Origin of the sequence: Streptomyces sp. FIT100 (assembly GCF_024584805.1) — a bacterium.
Taxonomy (GTDB): domain Bacteria; phylum Actinomycetota; class Actinomycetes; order Streptomycetales; family Streptomycetaceae; genus Streptomyces.
Map to the genome: position 1 here is coordinate 1537382 of NZ_CP075715.1, position 15894 is coordinate 1553275.

Below are 15894 nucleotides of genomic sequence, written 5' to 3' on the forward strand. Positions count from 1 at the left end.
CTTGCGACAGACCCGTGATCCACTATCGGGGATAGTACGTCACACCTTTGCCACAGGTTTTTGCTGCCGCTAAGAATTGCGTTCGTCGCCGCCGAGAAGGCGCTGAGCCTCCCGGCCGTCGCGACTCCCGCTATTCGAAGAGGTACGTCTCGCATGTTCGCGTCCCGCACTTCCGCCGCCCGTCTGTCCAAGACCCACAAGTTCTCGATCGCTGGTGTGGCCGCCGTCGGCGCCACCGCCCTCGCGTTCTCGCTCGTGCCGGGCAACGCCGCTGCCGAGTCCGAGACGCAGGCTGTCGCCTCCGCCAATGTCGCCTGGACCTCCAGCGTGAACACGGCCAAGGCCGCCGCCCTGCAGGCGAGCATCGCCAACCAGTCCGCCTTCCTCGACGCCAAGGCCCAGCTCGACGCCGCCGCGAAGGCGAAGGCCACCGCCGCGACGAAGGCCAAGGCCGACGCCGCTGCCGCCGTCAAGGCGCAGTCCGCCGCCAAGGTCGAGGCCGCCGCCAAGGCCAAGGCCGAGGCCGCCGCGAAGCAGCGCGCCACGGCTCAGGCCACCGCCAGCCGGACCGCGGTCCGTAAGCCCGTCTACACCAACAACCTGGACGGCTGGATCCGCGAGGCCCTGGACATCATGAAGAAGCACAAGATCCCGGGCACCTACCACGGCATCCACAAGAACGTCATGCGCGAGTCCTCCGGTAACCCGCGTGCGATCAACAACTGGGACATCAACGCCATCAACGGCGTTCCGTCGAAGGGCCTGCTGCAGGTCATCAAGCCGACCTTCGACGCGTACCACATCCCCGGCACCGCCTGGGACCAGTACGACCCGGTCGCCAACATCGTCGCCGCCTGCAACTACGCGGCCGACCGCTACGGCACGATCGACAACGTCAACAGCGCCTACTGACGAGCGCTGTCGTACGCCGAAGGGCGGCACCCCATGCGGGGTGCCGCCCTTCGGCGTCGTACGGCCGGGTCCGCGTGACCGCTCCGCGCGGACTCCGGCCTCTGCCTGTCTCTGACTGTCTCTGACTGCGGTGACTACTTGCGCATGACCTCGGGCTCATGGCGCCGCAGCAGCCGGGCCACCGCGATGCCGCAGACGACGCCGATGAACAGCAGGATGGTGATGTTCATGCCCCACTGGCCGGCCGTGTGCTCCCACAGCGGGTCCAGGTCGTCGGGGTTCTTCGGGTCCCACGGCGGCATCAGATGGGCCAGGTCGAGGGTGGCTCCCGCGGCCGCGATGGCCCAGCGGGACGGCATCAGCCAGGCGAACTGCTCCAGGCCGGGCGAGCCGTACACCTGGAACAGGATGCCGGTGAAGACGACCTGGACGATCGCGAACATGACCAGCAGCGGCATCGTCTTCTCGGCGGTCTTCACCAGCGAGGAGATGACCAGGCCGAACATCATCGACGTGAAGCCGAGCGCGGTGATCGTGACGCAGAGCTCGACGGCCGGCGGCATGATCAGGCCCTCTTCGGGCAGCTCCCGGGTGGCGAAGCCGATGGCGCAGATGATGACGCCCTGCAGGGCCGTGATCATGCCGAGGACGATCACCTTGGACATCAGGTACGCCGAACGGGACAGACCGGTGGCCCGCTCCCGTTCGTAGATCACCCGCTCCTTGATCAGCTCTCGTACGGAGTTGGCCGCGCCGGAGAAGCACATGCCGACCGCGAGGATCAGCATGATCGTGCCGGCGTCGCCGTTGAACCGGGAGGGCGGCGTCGGCGGCGCGAGACCGAAGTCCGCCGGAATGACCACGCTGACGACGCCGAGGACGGCGGGCAGCACGACCATCAGGCCCAGGAAGCCCTTGTCGGAGGCGATGACCGAGACGTAGCGGCGGATGAGGGTCCACAGCTGGGAGCCCCAGCCCTGCGGCTTGGGCGGCTTGGCCATCGCCTGCGCCGGCATCTGCACCGACTGGGCGGCCACGGCGTCGATGTCCGCGGCGTACATCTGGTAGTGCTGCGAGCCCTTCCAGCGGCCCGCCCAGTCGTAGTCGCGGTAGTTCTCGAAGGCGGAGAAGACATCGGCCCAGGTGTCGTAGCCGAAGAAGTTGAGCGCCTCCTCCGGCGGGCCGAAGTACGCCACCGCACCGCCCGGCGCCATCACCAGCAGCTTGTCGCAGAGGGCGAGCTCGGCCACGGAGTGCGTGACGACGAGGACCGTCCGGCCGTCGTCGGCGAGGCCGCGCAGCAGCTGCATGACGTCGCGGTCCATGCCCGGGTCGAGGCCGGAGGTCGGCTCGTCGAGGAAGATCAGCGACGGCTTGGTCAGCAGCTCCAGGGCGACCGAGACGCGCTTGCGCTGGCCGCCGGAGAGGGAGGTGACCTTCTTCTCCTTGTGGATGTCCAGCTTGAGCTCGCGCAGCACCTCGTCGATACGGGCCTCGCGCTCGGCCTCGGCGGTGTCGCCGGGGAAGCGCAGCTTGGCGGCGTATCTGAGCGCCTTCTGGACGGTGAGCTCCTTGTGCAGAATGTCGTCCTGCGGGACCAGACCGATGCGCTGGCGCAGCTCGGCGAACTGCTTGTAGAGGCTGCGGTTGTCGTAGAGGACATCGCCCTGGTCGGCGGGGCGGTAGCCGGTGAGCGCCTTGAGCAGCGTCGACTTCCCGGAGCCGGACGGGCCGATGACGCCGATCAGCGACTTCTCGGGGACGCCGAAGGAGACGTCCTTGAGGATCTGCTTGCCGCCCTCGACCGTCACCGTCAGGTGGCGGGCCGAGAAGGACACCTCACCGGTGTCGACGAACTCCTCGAGCCGGCCGCCGACGATGCGGAAGGTCGAATGGCCGACGCCGACGATGTCGTTGGGGCCGAGAAGCGCCGTGCCGCCCTTGGGCATCGGCTGGCCGTTGACGTACGTGCCGTTGTGGGAGCCGAGGTCGCGGATCTCGAAACGGCCGTCGGGCGTGGCGTGGAACTCGGCGTGGTGGCGGGATACCTGCAGGTCGGAGACGACGAGCTCGTTCTCCAGCGCACGGCCGATGCGCATGACACGGCCGAGCGAGAACTGGTGGAACGTGGTCGGGCTGCGGTCGCCGTACACCGGCGGGGCCCCCGCGGCACCGCCCGCACCTGGCGTGCTCTGGTGGGGGATGTGGGCCTGGTGGGCCCCCTGGTGTCCCTGCTGCGGGGCCTGGTCCTGCTGCTGCCACTGCTGCTGCTGAGGGACCTGGCCCTGCGGTGTCTGCTGCCACGCCTGCTGCGGCGCCGACTGCTGCTGGAGCGGGGCCTGGGGGGCCGCGGCTCCGTGTGCCTGCTGCGCGGCGGCGCCTTGCGCGCTGTAGGCGCCGGCCGCCGCACCGGAGAGATCCAGCCGCGGGCCGTCGGTGGCGTTGCCGAGGTGCACCGCGGCGCCGGGACCGATCTCCACCTGGTGGATCCGCCGGCCCTCCACATAGGTGCCGTTGGTGCTGCCGTGGTCCTCGATGACCCAACTCCGGCCGCCCCAGCTGATCGTGGCGTGCCGCCACGAGACCCTGGCGTCGTCGACGACCAGGTCGCCCTGCGGATCACGTCCGAGGGTGTATGTCCTGGACGGATCGAGCGTCCAGGTCCTTCCGTTCAATTCCAGTACGAGTTCCGGCACTCCATGCCCCACTAGTTGTCCCCCGAGGTACCCCCGTCACAGGGAGTCTAGGGATGGCGAACATCGTGAGGAACTATTTCAGGCGCGGTCCCGTATCCGGAAGTCGGGCCTCGCACGGACGGCGTCGGGCCTTGTGCGGAGGTGGCGTTGACGGCGGCGAAAGCGGCCCGGAGAGTGGTAAGCGCCCATGAGTGCGCATGGATCGGCCACATCGCGCGTGAAGGGGACAAGTCCGTACGGATCGGGGGGGTCCTGATGGCGGCGAGCGAAGGCGGGGACCCGGCGCGCGGGACATCGTGGGGCGATGTGGTGATCTCCTCGGTCGCCGCGGTGAGTTGGGCGGTGGCCGGGATGGCGGGAACGGCCGCGCTCGGGCTGCATCTGCTGGGCGCCGACGCGCACGGTTCGCTCGGGCCGATGACGGCGGCGGTGACGGTGCTCGCGGTGGGCGGATCCCTCACGCCGTCGGGCGAGGTGTCCGCGTTCGGTCTGGAGGGTGCGCAGGCGTCGACTGCCGTCGACTTCACGCCGCTCGGGGTGGGACTGGTCGGGGCGCTGCTGCTGTCGTACGTCTTCCTGCGGTCGCTGCGCGCGGCAGGCGCCCGGCTGCCGGGTACGGAACTGGCCGCGCGGGCCGGAATGTCGGCCGCGCTGTTGGTGGCGGTGGTGGGCGGGCTCGCGTGGGTGGGGCACGACGTCATCACGTTCGACGGGGGTGCGCTGCGGCTGGGGGAACTCCCAGGGGCGGGCGACCAGGTGGAGGTACCGGGGCTCGGGGGCATCGGGGACATCGGCGATATCGGTGGCATCGGTGGTATCGAGGGCCTGTTGCCGGACCGGCTCGGGGACCTGGTGGAGGCGGAGGCTTCGGTCGGCTTCACCGTGAACACCGCGGACTCGCTGGTGGGCGCACTGGTCTGGGTGCTCGGCGTCCTGCTCGTCGCCCTGCTCGCCGGGCGCCCGGTGCCGCTGCCGCACGCCTGGGAGGCGGTGCGGCGGGTGGTACGGCCTGCCGTGTCGGCGCTGGTGGCGGTGGTGCTGGGCGCGGTGGGCGCGGGGCTCGGTGCGGCCGCGTACGCGGCGGCCGGTGACGAGCACCCGGGCAGGATCGCCGGCGCGGCGCTGCTCGGCGCGCCGAACGGGGTGTGGCTCGGTGTCCCGCTGGGGCTCTTCGTGCCGTGGGAGGGGAAGACGACCGGCGAGTCGGTGCAGGTCCTGCCCGATCCGCTGGACGAGCTGCTGCGGATGCCGGCGGACGCGCCGGTGACGGTGGGGCGGCTGGCGGAGCTCGACGGGCGGATGTGGCTGCTGGCGGTGGCGTGCGCGCTGATGATGCTGTCGGCCGGGGTGCTTGCGGCGGTGCGCACACCGCGGCAGGAAGGGGTGGGAGCGGCGGGGTTCGCCGTGCGGTGCGCGGTGCCGCTGGGGGTGGCGACGGCGGTGGCGCTGCCCGTGCTGGTCGTCCTGACGGAGGTGTCGGCAGATGCGTCGCTTGCGGTGCTGGGGGTCGACGCGTTCGGCGCGGGGCTGGAGCTGCACGGGGACGTGGGTATGGCGGCGCTGCTGGGGGCGGCGTGGGGCGCGGCGGCAGGGGCGGTCGGGGCGCTGCTGGTGTACGGGACGGGCGCTGGTACGCGAGTGAGGGCTGGTACGCGAGTGGGCGCCCCTGCCCGGGTGACTCCCGGGGCGGGGGAGCCACCGGCCGCTCCGGTGGCCCCGCCGGTGGGGCCGCCGGTGGGGCCGTACCGGCCGTCGGTGCCGTATCGCCCGCCGAACGCGGATACGAACCCGTATCTGCGCTTGCCTCCCGGCGAGCCACCGCCTCCGGGGATGCCGCCGGAGGCCCGTTGAGCCGCCGCCTCCGGGGATGCCGCCGGAGCCTCGTTGAGTCTCCGTGTCACCGTCGGCGCCTGCCGGCCGGTGCGCACAACCAGGCACAACCAGGGGGACAGCCGCGCGACACCACAGCGCCACCTCCACGACAGGCGGTCGCAAACCGGACGTACCGCCCTCTGTCCAGGTGGCGGGACGGGCGGGCGCGTGGCACTGGGTGCCCGATACGGTGGTAGCACCATGAGCGCATCGCCGTCCTCGCAGACCTCTGACGTCCCCACCCTCCTGGTCAAGATCTTCGGGAAGGACCGTCCCGGGATCACCGCCGGGCTCTTCGACACCCTCGCCGCCTTCTCCGTCGACGTGGTCGACATCGAGCAGGTCGTCACACGTGGCCGCATCACCCTGTGCGTGCTGGTCACGGAGCCGTCCGCCGGGACCGAGGGCGAGCTGCGGGCCACCGTGCACGGCTGGGCCGAGTCACTGAAGCTCCAGGCCGAGATCATCTCCGGCACCGGAGACAACCGGCCCCGTGGCAGTGGCCGTTCCCATGTCACCGTGCTCGGGCACCCGCTGACCGCGGAGTCCACGGCGGCCATAGCTGCCAGGATCACCGGGACCGGCGGCAACATCGACCGCATCTTCCGGCTGGCGAAGTACCCGGTGACCGCCGTGGAGTTCGCGGTGTCCGGCTGCGAGACCGAGCCGCTGCGCACGGCGCTCGCCACCGAGGCCGCGGAGATCGGCGTGGACGTCGCCGTCGTGTCGGCGGGGCTGCACCGCAGGGCGCAGCGCCTCGTGGTGATGGACGTCGACTCCACGCTGATCACCGACGAGGTGATCGAGCTGTTCGCGGCGCACGCCGGCTGCGAGGACAAGGTCGCCGAGGTCACCGCCCAGGCGATGCGCGGTGAGCTGGACTTCGAGCAGTCGCTGCACGCGCGCGTGGCGCTGCTGGCGGGCCTCGACGCGTCGGTGGTGGAAAAGGTGCGTGCCGAGGTGCGGCTCACGCCGGGCGCCCGCACGCTGGTGCGTACGCTCAAGCGGCTCGGTTACCAAGTGGGCGTCGTCTCCGGTGGGTTCACCCAGGTCACGGACGATCTCAGGGAGCGGCTCGGGCTGGACTTCGCCTCCGCCAACACGCTGGAGATCGTGGACGGAAAGCTGACCGGCCGGGTCGTGGGCGAGATCGTGGACCGCGCGGGCAAGGCGCGGTTGCTGCGCCGGTTCGCCGCGGAGGCGGGCGTGCCGCTGGCCCAGACGGTCGCCATCGGTGACGGCGCCAACGACCTGGACATGCTCAACGCGGCGGGCCTCGGCGTCGCCTTCAACGCCAAGCCGGTGGTGCGCAAGGCCGCCGACACGGCGGTGAACGTCCCGTTCCTCGACGCGGTGCTCTATCTGCTCGGGATCACCCGGGAAGAGGTCGAGGCGGCGGACTTCCACGAGTCGTGACGGCGGACGGCAGGAGGCGGCCCCGGTACCCGAAATGGCGTACCGGGGCCGATCCGTCCGTACCCGCCGCGCAAGGCCGTGGCGCAGGCGGCTACTTGTGCGAGGGCGGCTACTTGTGCGGGGCCCAGTAGTCGAGGAGCGTGCCGACGCCGTGCTCGACGGTCTTCCAGGAACCCGTGAACCCGATGACGGCGAAGGCGGCGGTCGGGAAGCCGCCGCGGTTCATCGTGGCCAGGGCATCGCCCTCGGCCCGGCCCGCGAGAGCGTCCGCGAGGGCGTGCATCCCGGGGTTGTGGCCGATGAGGAGTACGTCGTCGACGTCCTCCGGAGTCTCGTTCAGGAGCGCGAGCAGATCACCGAGCGACGCCTCGTACAACCGCTCCTCGTACACCGTCCGCGGGCGCTGCGGCAGCTCCTGCACGGCCAGCTTCCACGTCTCGCGGGTCCTCACCGCGGTCGAGCACAGGGCGAGGTCGAAGGCGATGCCGGTCTCGGCCAGTCTGCGTCCGGCGGCGGGAGCCTCCGTGCGTCCCCGGTCGGCGAGCGGCCGCTCATGGTCGGACACCTGGGGCCAGTCGGCCTTCGCATGGCGGAGGAGGACGATCCTTCGGGGGTCGGGGTGTCCGGGGGCTGCTCCCCCGGAAAGCTCAGCGGTGCTCATGGTCCCCAGCTTCGCATGAAACCGGCCATCAGGCGCAGGGTGTTGGGAGGCAGCACCGGGAAGGACGAAGGACCGCGGGACGGTGCGTGGCCGACAGGTCAGGAGCCCGTCAGGGTCTGTATCCGGTCCAGGAGGAAACCGACCGAGGGGTCGCCGGTGGCGGCCTGCGCGTCACCGGCCGTGCTCATGAGGACGAGCAGCAGGGCGAAGCCGAGCACCGGCAGCACGAGGGCCCACCACGGCAGCCGTATGTCCACGCCGCCCGCGGCCGGGGCGTGGGACCGGGTGTGCGTACGGGCCGACATGGCCGCCTCCGTGGGGTCTGAGGATGCGCGGCTGAGCTGGTCCGCCGAGCTGCTTCAAACCTACGGATCATGGGCCCGGTCGCCCATCCGGTGACCCACCCACTTCACCCTGACCCTGACCCCCTAGGGGACGGTGGTGCCAGCCCCCGTGCCTCTTTCTGCGGCTCGGTTCGCCTCCGGGGCGCTGAAGCGTCCGCCGACGGTCGACCGTGCTCGGTCCCTCGTTCCTCGGAACCTCCGCCCACGCGGCGATAGCCGCAAATCGACCGCGGCCTCCCCATCGGCATCCGCGCGCCCCTTCGGCTCACTCGCCGGGCTCAGGGCTCCGCGGGGCTCACTGGGTCGGCGAGGCGATCGAGGCGATGATGCCGATGACCACTCCAATGGCGATCATCGCGCCGAAGATGAGCAGGAGCTTCTTCTGGCCGTTCGGGGGGTTCGGGTCGAGCACAGGCATGGGGTCAGTGTCGCATCCCCGCCTCGTCCTCGATCGTCCGGTCCCGGCCCGCGAGGCTGCCGACGGCGATCTGCGGCAGCATGAGCCCGGCCATGAGCGCGAGCGGCAGCTCCCAGCCGCCGCTGTGCTGGTAGAGCACGCCGACGAGGAGCGGTCCGGGGATGGAGAGCAGATAGCCGGTGCTCTGCGCGAAGGCGGACAGCCGCACGACGCCCGCGCCGGTCCGGGCGCGCATGCCGATCATGGTGAGGGCGAGCGGGAACGCGCAGTTGGAGATGCCCAGCAGCAGCGCCCACGCCCAGGCGCCCGCGGCGGGCGCGAGATAGAGGCCCGTGTAACCGGTCAGTCCGCACAGGCCGAGGGCGGCGACGATCGGGCCCTGGTGGGTGAAGCGGGTGGCCAGGCGCGGGATGACGAAGGCGAGCGGGACGCCCATGACCATCGTCACCGCGAGCAGGACACCGGCCGTGCCCGCCGGGACACCCGCGTCGCGGAAGATCTGGGGCAGCCAGCCCATGGCGACGTAGGCGCCGGTGGCCTGGAGGCCGAAGAAGCAGGCGAGAGCCCAGGCGGTACGGCTGCGGGTGATGCGCAGCGCGGGCGCCGACCGGTCGCCGCGGGGCCGGGCGGCCGGGGTGTCCGCGGTGTCCGTGGTCCCCGTCCCCTCGCGCTCGCGCAGCAGCAGGAGCCACGGCCCGACGGCGACCGCCGCGACCCCGGCCCAGACCGCGAGGCCGGCCTGCCAACTGCCGCCCAGGGCCTCGGTCATGGGCACCGTCGCCGCCGCGGCGAGCGCGGTGCCGAGGGAGAGCGCCATGGAGTAGAGCCCCGTGACGCTGCCGATGCGCTCGGGGAAGTACCGCTTGACGATCACCGGCATCAGGATGTTGCTGACCGCGATGCCCATGAGGGCGAGTGCGCTCGCGGCAAGGAAGCCGGGGGTGCTGCCGGCGAAGGGCCGTATGAGCAGACCCGTGGCGATGGCGGCCATGCCGGCGCAGACGATCGCCGCGGCGCCGAAGCGGCGGGCGAGCCGTGGCGCAGCCAGGCCGAACACGGCGAAGCAGAGCGGCGGCACGGAGGTGACCACTCCGGCCACGCTGCCGCTCATGTGCAGACCGTTCTGGACCTCTTCGAGGAGCGCGCCGAGGCTGGTGATGGCGGGGCGGAGGTTGAGCGCGGCGAGCACGAGGCCGACGAGGACCAGCCGCAGGAGCCACACCGTGGCTTTCGGGGCGGGAGAATCGGGGTGTGTACGGGCTGCCGCGGCGACGGCGGGGCTGAGGGTCTGGGTCTCGTCCGGCATGAAAGCCATCATAGAATCATGGGATGATTGGTTGTCCAATCCCGAACGTCCCGAACGGAACTCGCGGGCGCATCGCGCCTCACCGCCACGGCGCACCCCGCGGACAAGGAGCACCATGGCGCTGACCTCTCCCCGGCGCTCCGCACTCTCGGACCAGGTGATCGCCGAGCTGCGGAACCAGATCACCTCGGGCGAGTGGCCGGTGGGCTCACGCATCCCGACCGAGCCCGAGCTGGTCGAGCAGCTCGGCGTGGCCCGGAACACCGTCCGCGAGGCCGTCCGCGCGCTCGCGCACAACGGGCTGCTCGACATCCGCCAGGGCTCGGGCACCTATGTGGTGGCGACCAGCGAGCTGGCCGGTGTGATGCACCGCAGGTTCGCCGACGCCGATCCGCGCCATGTCGCCGAGGTGCGCTCCACGCTGGAGTCCTCGGCGGCGCGGCTGGCCGCCGAGCGCCGCACCCGGCGGGACCTCAAGCAGCTCGACGCGCTGCTCGCGCGCCGCGAGGAGGCGTGGGCGACGGGCGATGCCGAGCGCTTCGTCGCCGCCGACACGACGTTCCATCTGGCGGTCGTCGCCGCGTCCCACAACGAGGTGCTGACCGGGCTCTACGCGGACCTGGGCGATGTGCTGCGGGACTGGCTGCGCGAGGACCTGGGCCACGACCTGCGTCCCGAGTACCACATGGACCATGCGCGGCTGGTCGAGGCGATCCGCGCGGGCGACGGGGACACGGCGGCGGCCGAGGCGGCGAGCTACCCGTTCATGTGCCTGCGGCCCCCGGCAAAGACGTAGAACCCGCGCCAACGCCCGGGGCGGCAGGGCGGCGGGGCGGCAGGGCGGCGGGGCGGCAGGGCGGCAGGGCGGCAGGGCGGCAGGGCGGCAGGGCGGCAGGGCGGCAGGGCGGCGGGAGCAGGTCTACGGGACGCGTACGTGGCTCACCCAGGCGGCCTGTATCTCCTTCCAGCACCGCTCGGTGAGCGTGGCGTACGCGGTCGCCGAGACGTCGACGGGACTGCTGTCCGCGTCGACGTCCCACCACCGCGCGCACTCGACGTGCAGCTGGACCCGGTCGGTGTCGAGGTAGGAGTTGCGGCAGTACGCCGTGGCGCGGGAGCCCTCGACGACGACGTCGCAGTCCGCCCCGAAGGGCCGGGGGGCGGGATCGTCACGCGGCAGGGCGGCCGCGGCACCGGCCGGCGGCAGGAACAGGGCCGCCAGCCCGCCCAGCACCGTCACACAGCGCCAGAACGTACGCACACCACGCACAGGGGACCTCCTCGGCCGTACGGCGGCGGATGCCGCTGCTGCACCACAAGGAAGGGGTTGCCACCACTCCAGAGTCCCTCCTCCGGGGACACCGGCGCCCGTTCCGTTACTCCGAACGGGCGACGCCCCGGCCTCCCGCACACAGCGGGTGACCGGGGCACCGTGAAAAGACGCGGCAGGCGTGAAGGCCGGTGACGCTACGCGCCCATCATGTGCACGCCGCCGTCGACGTGGACGATCTCACCGGTGGTCTTCGGGAACCAGTCGGAGAGGAGGGCGACGACACCGCGGCCCGTGGGCTCCGGGTCGGCCATGTCCCACTCGAGCGGGGAGCGGTGGTTCCAGACGTCCGCGAGGTCGCTGAAGCCCGGGATGGACTTGGCGGCCATGGAGCCGAGCGGACCCGCCGAGATCAGGTTGCAGCGCACGTTCTGCTTGCCCAGGTCGCGCGCGAGGTAGCGGGAGGTGGCCTCCAGTGCGGCCTTCGCCGGGCCCATCCAGTCGTACTGCGGCCAGGCGAACTGCGCGTCGAAGGTCAGGCCGACGACCGAGGCGCCCTCGTGCGGGAAGAGCGGCAGGCAGGCCATGGTCAGCGACTTCAGCGAGAACGCCGAGACGTGCATCGCGGTCGAGACCGACTCGAACGGCGTGTTCAGGAAGTTGCCGCCGAGCGCGTCCTGCGGCGCGAAGCCGATGGAGTGCACGACGCCGTCCAGGCCGCCGAGCTCCTCGCGGACCAGGTCGGCGAGGCGGCCGAGGTGCTCGTCGTTGGTGACGTCGAGCTCGAGGACCTTGGTGGGCGCGGGGAGCTTCTTGGCGATCCGCTCGGTCAGGGTGGGCCGCGGGAAGGCCGTCAGGATGATCTCCGCACCCTGCTCCTGGGCCAGCTTCGCGGTGTGGAAGGCGATGGAGGACTCCATCAGCACACCGGTGATGAGGATGCGCTTGCCGGCGAGGATTCCACTCATGTGATCAGTGACCCATGCCCAATCCGCCGTCAACGGGGATGACGGCTCCAGTGATGTACGAGGCGTCGTCGGAGGCGAGGAACTTCACCGTGGCGGCGATCTCCTCCGGCTTCGCGTAACGGCCGAGCGGCACCTGCGAGACGATGCCCGCGCGCTGCTCGTCCGTGAGCACCTTGGTCATGTCGGTGTCGACGAAACCGGGTGCGACGACGTTGAACGTGATGTTCCGCGAGCCGAGCTCGCGGGCGAGGGAACGGGCGAAGCCGACCAGGCCGGCCTTGGAGGCGGCGTAGTTGGCCTGACCCGCGGAGCCGAGCAGGGCGACCACCGAGGAGACGAGCACGACGCGGCCCTTCTTGGCGCGCAGCATGCCGCGGTTGGCGCGCTTCACGATGCGGAACGCGCCCGTCAGGTTGGTGTCGAGCACGGAGACGAAGTCCTCTTCGGACATCCGCATCAGCAGCTGGTCCTTGGTGACGCCGGCGTTGGCCACCAGCACCTCCACGGGACCGTGCTTGTCCTCGATCTCCTTGTAGGCCTGCTCCACCTGCTCCGCGTCGGTGATGTCGCAGCGGACGGGCAGGCAGCCCAGCTTCGTCAGCTCCTCCGGCGGCTCACCCGACCGGTAGGTGATCGCGACCTTGTCGCCGGCCTCGGCGAACGCGCGGGCGATGGCGAGGCCGATGCCCCGGTTTCCTCCGGTGACGAGAACCGAGCGGCTCAACGGATCACCCTTTCGATAGCGATCTGCATACGGATTGCATATGGCTTGTACTGCGAAAACCTATCGCTACCGGCCTGGGTCGGGAGAATCGGCGCCCGACAGTGGCGCCCGGTGTCTGCTGTGGGGACCCTACAGTCGGCGTCCGTCGTCGCCCGCGTCGGCGACGACTGTGGAAACTCCCTCGGAACTGTCCTGGCCACGTGCTTGACTTCGGCGTAGTGATCCCAAGCACGTCGAAGTGATCCGAAGTCCGAAGGAGAGGCCACCTGTGCCCCATGACATCGATCAGACGTTCCTCGCGCTGCCGCTGCGTGCGCTCGCGGACGCGGCGCTGGCCCGGGCCCGTGCGCTGGGTGCCGAGCACGCCGACTTCCGGCTGGAGCGGGTCCGCAGCGCCGCATGGCGGCTGCGGGACGCGAAGCCGGCGGGTTCCTCCGACACGACCGACCTCGGGTATGCGGTGCGGGTGGTGCACGGCGGGGCGTGGGGTTTCGCGTCCGGGGTCGATCTGACCATGGACGCCGCCGCGAAGGTGGCGTCGCAGGCGGTGGCGATGGCGAAGCTGTCGGCCCGGGTGATCGCGGCGTCGGGTCCGACTGGGGGTCCCCCCATCGAAGGTAGGGGGAGGGTGGAGCTGGCAGAGGAGCCGGTGCACACGGAGCGGACGTGGGTGTCGTCGTACGAGATCGATCCGTTCGCGGTCGCCGACGAGGAGAAGTCCGCGCTGCTGGCGGACTGGAGCTCCCGGCTGCTGGGCGCGGAGGGCGTGGCGCATGTGGACGCCTCCCTGCTGACCGTGCACGAGAACAAGTTCTACGCGGACACCGCGGGCACCGTCACCACCCAGCAGCGGGTGCGGCTGCACCCCCAGCTCACCGCCGTCGCCGTCGACGAGACGACCGGCGAGTTCGACTCCATGCGGACGGTCGCGCCGCCGGTGGGCCGCGGCTGGGAGTACCTGACCGGCACGGGCTGGGACTGGGATTCCGAGCTGGAGCAGATCCCGGAGCTGCTCGCCGAGAAGATGCGCGCGCCGAGCGTCGAGGCGGGACGGTACGACCTGGTCGTGGACCCGTCCAATCTGTGGCTGACGATCCACGAGTCGATCGGCCACGCCACCGAGCTCGACCGTGCGCTCGGCTACGAGGCGGCGTACGCGGGGACGTCATTCGCCACCTTCGACCAGCTGGGCACGTTGCGCTACGGCTCGCCGGTGATGAACGTGACCGGCGACCGGACGGCGGAGCACGGCCTCGCAACGGTCGGCTACGACGACGAGGGCGTCGAGGCGCAGAGCTGGGACCTGGTGAAGGACGGCACGCTCGTCGGGTACCAGCTGGACCGGCGCATCGCCCGGCTGACGGGCCTCGGCCGGTCCAACGGCTGCGCCTTCGCGGACTCCCCCGGGCATGTGCCGGTGCAGCGCATGGCGAACGTGTCGCTCCAGCCGGATCCGGGCGGGCTGTCGACGGAGGATCTGGTCGGGGGCGTGGAGCGCGGGATCTATGTGGTCGGCGACCGGTCGTGGTCGATCGACATGCAGCGGTACAACTTCCAGTTCACGGGCCAGCGCTTCTTCCGGATCGAGGGCGGCAGGCTGGCAGGGCAGCTGCGCGACGTGGCGTACCAGGCGACGACGACGGACTTCTGGGGCTCGATGGAGAAGGTCGGCGGCCCGCAGACGTACGTCCTGGGCGGCGCCTTCAACTGCGGCAAGGCCCAGCCGGGCCAGGTGGCGGCGGTCTCCCACGGCTGCCCGTCCGCCCTGTTCCGCGGCGTCAACATCTTGAACACCACGCAGGAGGCGGGGCGATGAGCACGCCGTACACGTTCGCCCGCGCAACGCACCGTCCCCACCCGACGCAGGAGGCCCGTCGATGAGCGCCGTCAGCAAGCCGCACGAGATCGTCGAGCGTGCCCTCGACCTGTCCACCGCCGACGGCTGCGTGGTCATCGCCGACGAGGAGTCGTCGGCCAATCTGCGCTGGGCGGGCAATGCCCTGACCACCAACGGGGTGACCCGTGGCCGCACGCTCACCGTGATCGCGACCGTGGACGGCAAGGAGGGCACGGCTTCGGGTGTGGTGTCCCGCTCGGCCGTGACCGCCGAGGACCTGGAGCCGCTGGTGCGGGCCGCCGAGGCGGCCGCACGGGCGGCCGGGCCCGCGGAGGACGCGCAGCCGCTGGTCACCGGGGTGCCGGTGGCCGGGGACTTCACGGACGCGCCGGCCGAGACGTCGTCCGCCGTCTTCACGGACTTCGCACCCGCGCTCGGCGAGGCGTTCGCCAGGGCCCGCTCCGGCGGCCGTGAGCTGTACGGCTTCGCCCACCACCGGCTGACCTCGACGTATCTCGGTACGTCCACGGGTGTGCGGCTCCGCCACGACCAGCCCACCGGCACGCTGGAGGTCAACGCCAAGTCGCCGGACCGCACGCGCTCCGCCTGGGCGGGCCGCTCGACCCGGGACTTCAAGGACGTGGACCCGGCCGCGCTCGACGCGGAGCTGGCGACGCGGCTGGGCTGGGCCGAGCGGCGCATCGAGCTGCCCGCCGGGCGGTACGAGACGCTGCTGCCGCCCACCGCCGTCGCGGATCTGCTGATCTACCAGCTGTGGTCGGCGGCGGGCCGGGACGCCGCGGAGGGGCGCACGGTCTTCTCGAAGCCCGGTGGCGGCACCCGGGTCGGCGAGACGCTGTCCGAGCTGCCGCTCACACTGCGCAGCGATCCGCACGAGCCGGGTCTGGAGTCCGCGCCGTTCGTCATCGCCCACGCCTCCGGTGACGACGCCTCCGTCTTCGACAACGGTCTGCCGCTCGCCCCGACCGCGTGGGTGCGGGACGGGAAGCTGGACCGGCTGGTCACCACGCGGCACAGCGCGGGCCTGACCGGTCTGCCGGTCGCCCCCGCCATCGGCAACGTCATCCTGGAGGGCGGCGACGAGGAGCGCTCGCTGGAGGAGATGGTCGCGGGCACGGAGCGTGGGCTGCTGCTCACCTGTCTCTGGTACATCCGGGAGGTCGACCCGGCGACGCTGCTGCTGACCGGGCTGACCCGTGACGGGGTCTATCTCGTCGAGAACGGCGAGGTGGCCGGCGAGGTGAACAACTTCCGGTTCAACGAGTCGCCGGTGGACCTGCTGTCCCGGGCGGCCGAGGCGGGCCGGACGGAGAAGACGCTGCCGCGCGAGTGGAGCGACTGGTTCACCAGGGCCGCGATGCCCGCGCTGCGGATCCCGGACTTCAACATGAGCTCGGTCAGCCAGGGTGTATGAGCCCATAGACTGCCCTGGGCAGGTTCTCCGGACAG

At 71.4% G+C, this 15894-nt stretch carries 14 protein-coding genes; 6 read left to right on the forward strand and 8 right to left on the reverse strand.

Annotated features, from left to right (window positions below):
• Nucleotides 1-153: 153 nt before the first annotated feature.
• On the forward strand, nt 154-912 hold the full coding sequence (locus tag KK483_RS06625) for a transglycosylase SLT domain-containing protein (RefSeq protein WP_262004267.1): 759 nt from the start codon (nt 154-156) through the stop codon (nt 910-912).
• Between the two features lie 134 nt (nt 913-1046).
• Here the strand turns inward: KK483_RS06625 and KK483_RS06630 are convergent, their stop codons facing one another.
• Nucleotides 1047-3620: an FHA domain-containing protein gene (locus tag KK483_RS06630; RefSeq protein WP_262004268.1), complete on the reverse strand. Its 2574-nt coding sequence runs from the start codon at nt 3618-3620 to the stop codon at nt 1047-1049.
• A gap of 243 nt (nt 3621-3863) precedes the next feature.
• On the opposite strand from KK483_RS06630, the gene KK483_RS06635 reads away from it, so the two are divergent.
• Both KK483_RS06635 and serB read left to right on the forward strand, forming a co-directional pair.
• On the forward strand, nt 3864-5459 hold the full coding sequence (locus tag KK483_RS06635; protein WP_313878366.1) for a streptophobe family protein: 1596 nt from the start codon (nt 3864-3866) through the stop codon (nt 5457-5459).
• 222 nt (nt 5460-5681) lie between these two features.
• Nucleotides 5682-6896, forward strand: coding sequence for a phosphoserine phosphatase SerB (serB, locus tag KK483_RS06640; protein ID WP_262004269.1), 1215 nt, complete (start codon nt 5682-5684; stop codon nt 6894-6896).
• Between the two features lie 109 nt (nt 6897-7005).
• On the opposite strand, the gene KK483_RS06645 is transcribed toward serB, so the two are convergent.
• The 4 genes from KK483_RS06645 to KK483_RS06660 all read right to left on the reverse strand — a co-directional run bounded on the left by KK483_RS06645 (nt 7006) and on the right by KK483_RS06660 (nt 9625).
• Nucleotides 7006-7557 carry a histidine phosphatase family protein gene (locus tag KK483_RS06645; RefSeq protein WP_262004270.1) on the reverse strand — a complete coding sequence of 184 codons (552 nt, stop codon included), beginning with the start codon at nt 7555-7557 and terminating at the stop codon, nt 7006-7008.
• Between the two features lie 98 nt (nt 7558-7655).
• The gene (locus tag KK483_RS06650; protein WP_262004271.1) at nt 7656-7862 is read right to left on the reverse strand and encodes a hypothetical protein; all 207 of its coding nucleotides are present in this window, start codon (nt 7860-7862) and stop codon (nt 7656-7658) included.
• 334 nt (nt 7863-8196) lie between these two features.
• Nucleotides 8197-8319 (reverse strand): SGM_5486 family transporter-associated protein, encoded by a 123-nt coding sequence (locus KK483_RS06655; RefSeq protein ID WP_262004272.1) that lies wholly within the window; start codon nt 8317-8319, stop codon nt 8197-8199.
• Between the two features lie 4 nt (nt 8320-8323).
• The gene (locus tag KK483_RS06660; RefSeq protein WP_262004273.1) at nt 8324-9625 is read right to left on the reverse strand and encodes an MFS transporter; all 1302 of its coding nucleotides are present in this window, start codon (nt 9623-9625) and stop codon (nt 8324-8326) included.
• Nucleotides 9626-9740: 115 nt separating this feature from the next.
• On the opposite strand from KK483_RS06660, the gene KK483_RS06665 reads away from it, so the two are divergent.
• Entirely contained in the window at nt 9741-10421 is a 681-nt protein-coding gene (locus KK483_RS06665) for a FadR/GntR family transcriptional regulator (RefSeq protein WP_262004274.1), read from the forward strand.
• Between the two features lie 123 nt (nt 10422-10544).
• On the opposite strand, the gene KK483_RS06670 is transcribed toward KK483_RS06665, so the two are convergent.
• From KK483_RS06670 to fabG, 3 genes are all read right to left on the reverse strand, one after another.
• Complete coding sequence (locus KK483_RS06670; RefSeq protein ID WP_262004275.1) at nt 10545-10895, reverse strand: hypothetical protein; 351 nt, start codon at nt 10893-10895, stop codon at nt 10545-10547.
• Nucleotides 10896-11092: 197 nt separating this feature from the next.
• Nucleotides 11093-11863 (reverse strand): enoyl-ACP reductase FabI, encoded by a 771-nt coding sequence (gene fabI / locus KK483_RS06675; protein ID WP_262004276.1) that lies wholly within the window; start codon nt 11861-11863, stop codon nt 11093-11095.
• 4 nt (nt 11864-11867) lie between these two features.
• The gene (fabG, locus tag KK483_RS06680; protein ID WP_262004277.1) at nt 11868-12587 is read right to left on the reverse strand and encodes a 3-oxoacyl-[acyl-carrier-protein] reductase; all 720 of its coding nucleotides are present in this window, start codon (nt 12585-12587) and stop codon (nt 11868-11870) included.
• Nucleotides 12588-12855: 268 nt separating this feature from the next.
• Here fabG and KK483_RS06685 point away from each other — a divergent pair, with 268 nt between their 5' ends.
• Nucleotides 12856-14403: a TldD/PmbA family protein gene (locus KK483_RS06685; RefSeq protein ID WP_262004278.1), complete on the forward strand. Its 1548-nt coding sequence runs from the start codon at nt 12856-12858 to the stop codon at nt 14401-14403.
• A 61-nt stretch (nt 14404-14464) separates the two neighbouring features.
• Nucleotides 14465-15859, forward strand: a complete 1395-nt coding sequence (locus tag KK483_RS06690) for a metallopeptidase TldD-related protein (protein ID WP_262004279.1) — start codon at nt 14465-14467, stop codon at nt 15857-15859.
• Nucleotides 15860-15894: the final 35 nt, after the last annotated feature.

Coding starts and splice junctions, on each gene's coding strand:
- KK483_RS06625 (WP_262004267.1), top strand. CDS start 154: ATGTTCGCGTCCCGCACTTCCGCCGCCCGTCTGTCCAAGACCCACAAG.
- KK483_RS06635 (WP_313878366.1), top strand. CDS start 3,864: ATGGCGGCGAGCGAAGGCGGGGACCCGGCGCGCGGGACATCGTGGGGC.
- serB (WP_262004269.1), top strand. CDS start 5,682: ATGAGCGCATCGCCGTCCTCGCAGACCTCTGACGTCCCCACCCTCCTG.
- KK483_RS06645 (WP_262004270.1), bottom strand. CDS start 7,557: ATGAGCACCGCTGAGCTTTCCGGGGGAGCAGCCCCCGGACACCCCGAC.
- KK483_RS06650 (WP_262004271.1), bottom strand. CDS start 7,862: ATGTCGGCCCGTACGCACACCCGGTCCCACGCCCCGGCCGCGGGCGGC.
- KK483_RS06655 (WP_262004272.1), bottom strand. CDS start 8,319: ATGCCTGTGCTCGACCCGAACCCCCCGAACGGCCAGAAGAAGCTCCTG.
- KK483_RS06660 (WP_262004273.1), bottom strand. CDS start 9,625: ATGCCGGACGAGACCCAGACCCTCAGCCCCGCCGTCGCCGCGGCAGCC.
- KK483_RS06665 (WP_262004274.1), top strand. CDS start 9,741: ATGGCGCTGACCTCTCCCCGGCGCTCCGCACTCTCGGACCAGGTGATC.
- fabI (WP_262004276.1), bottom strand. CDS start 11,863: ATGAGTGGAATCCTCGCCGGCAAGCGCATCCTCATCACCGGTGTGCTG.
- KK483_RS06690 (WP_262004279.1), top strand. CDS start 14,465: ATGAGCGCCGTCAGCAAGCCGCACGAGATCGTCGAGCGTGCCCTCGAC.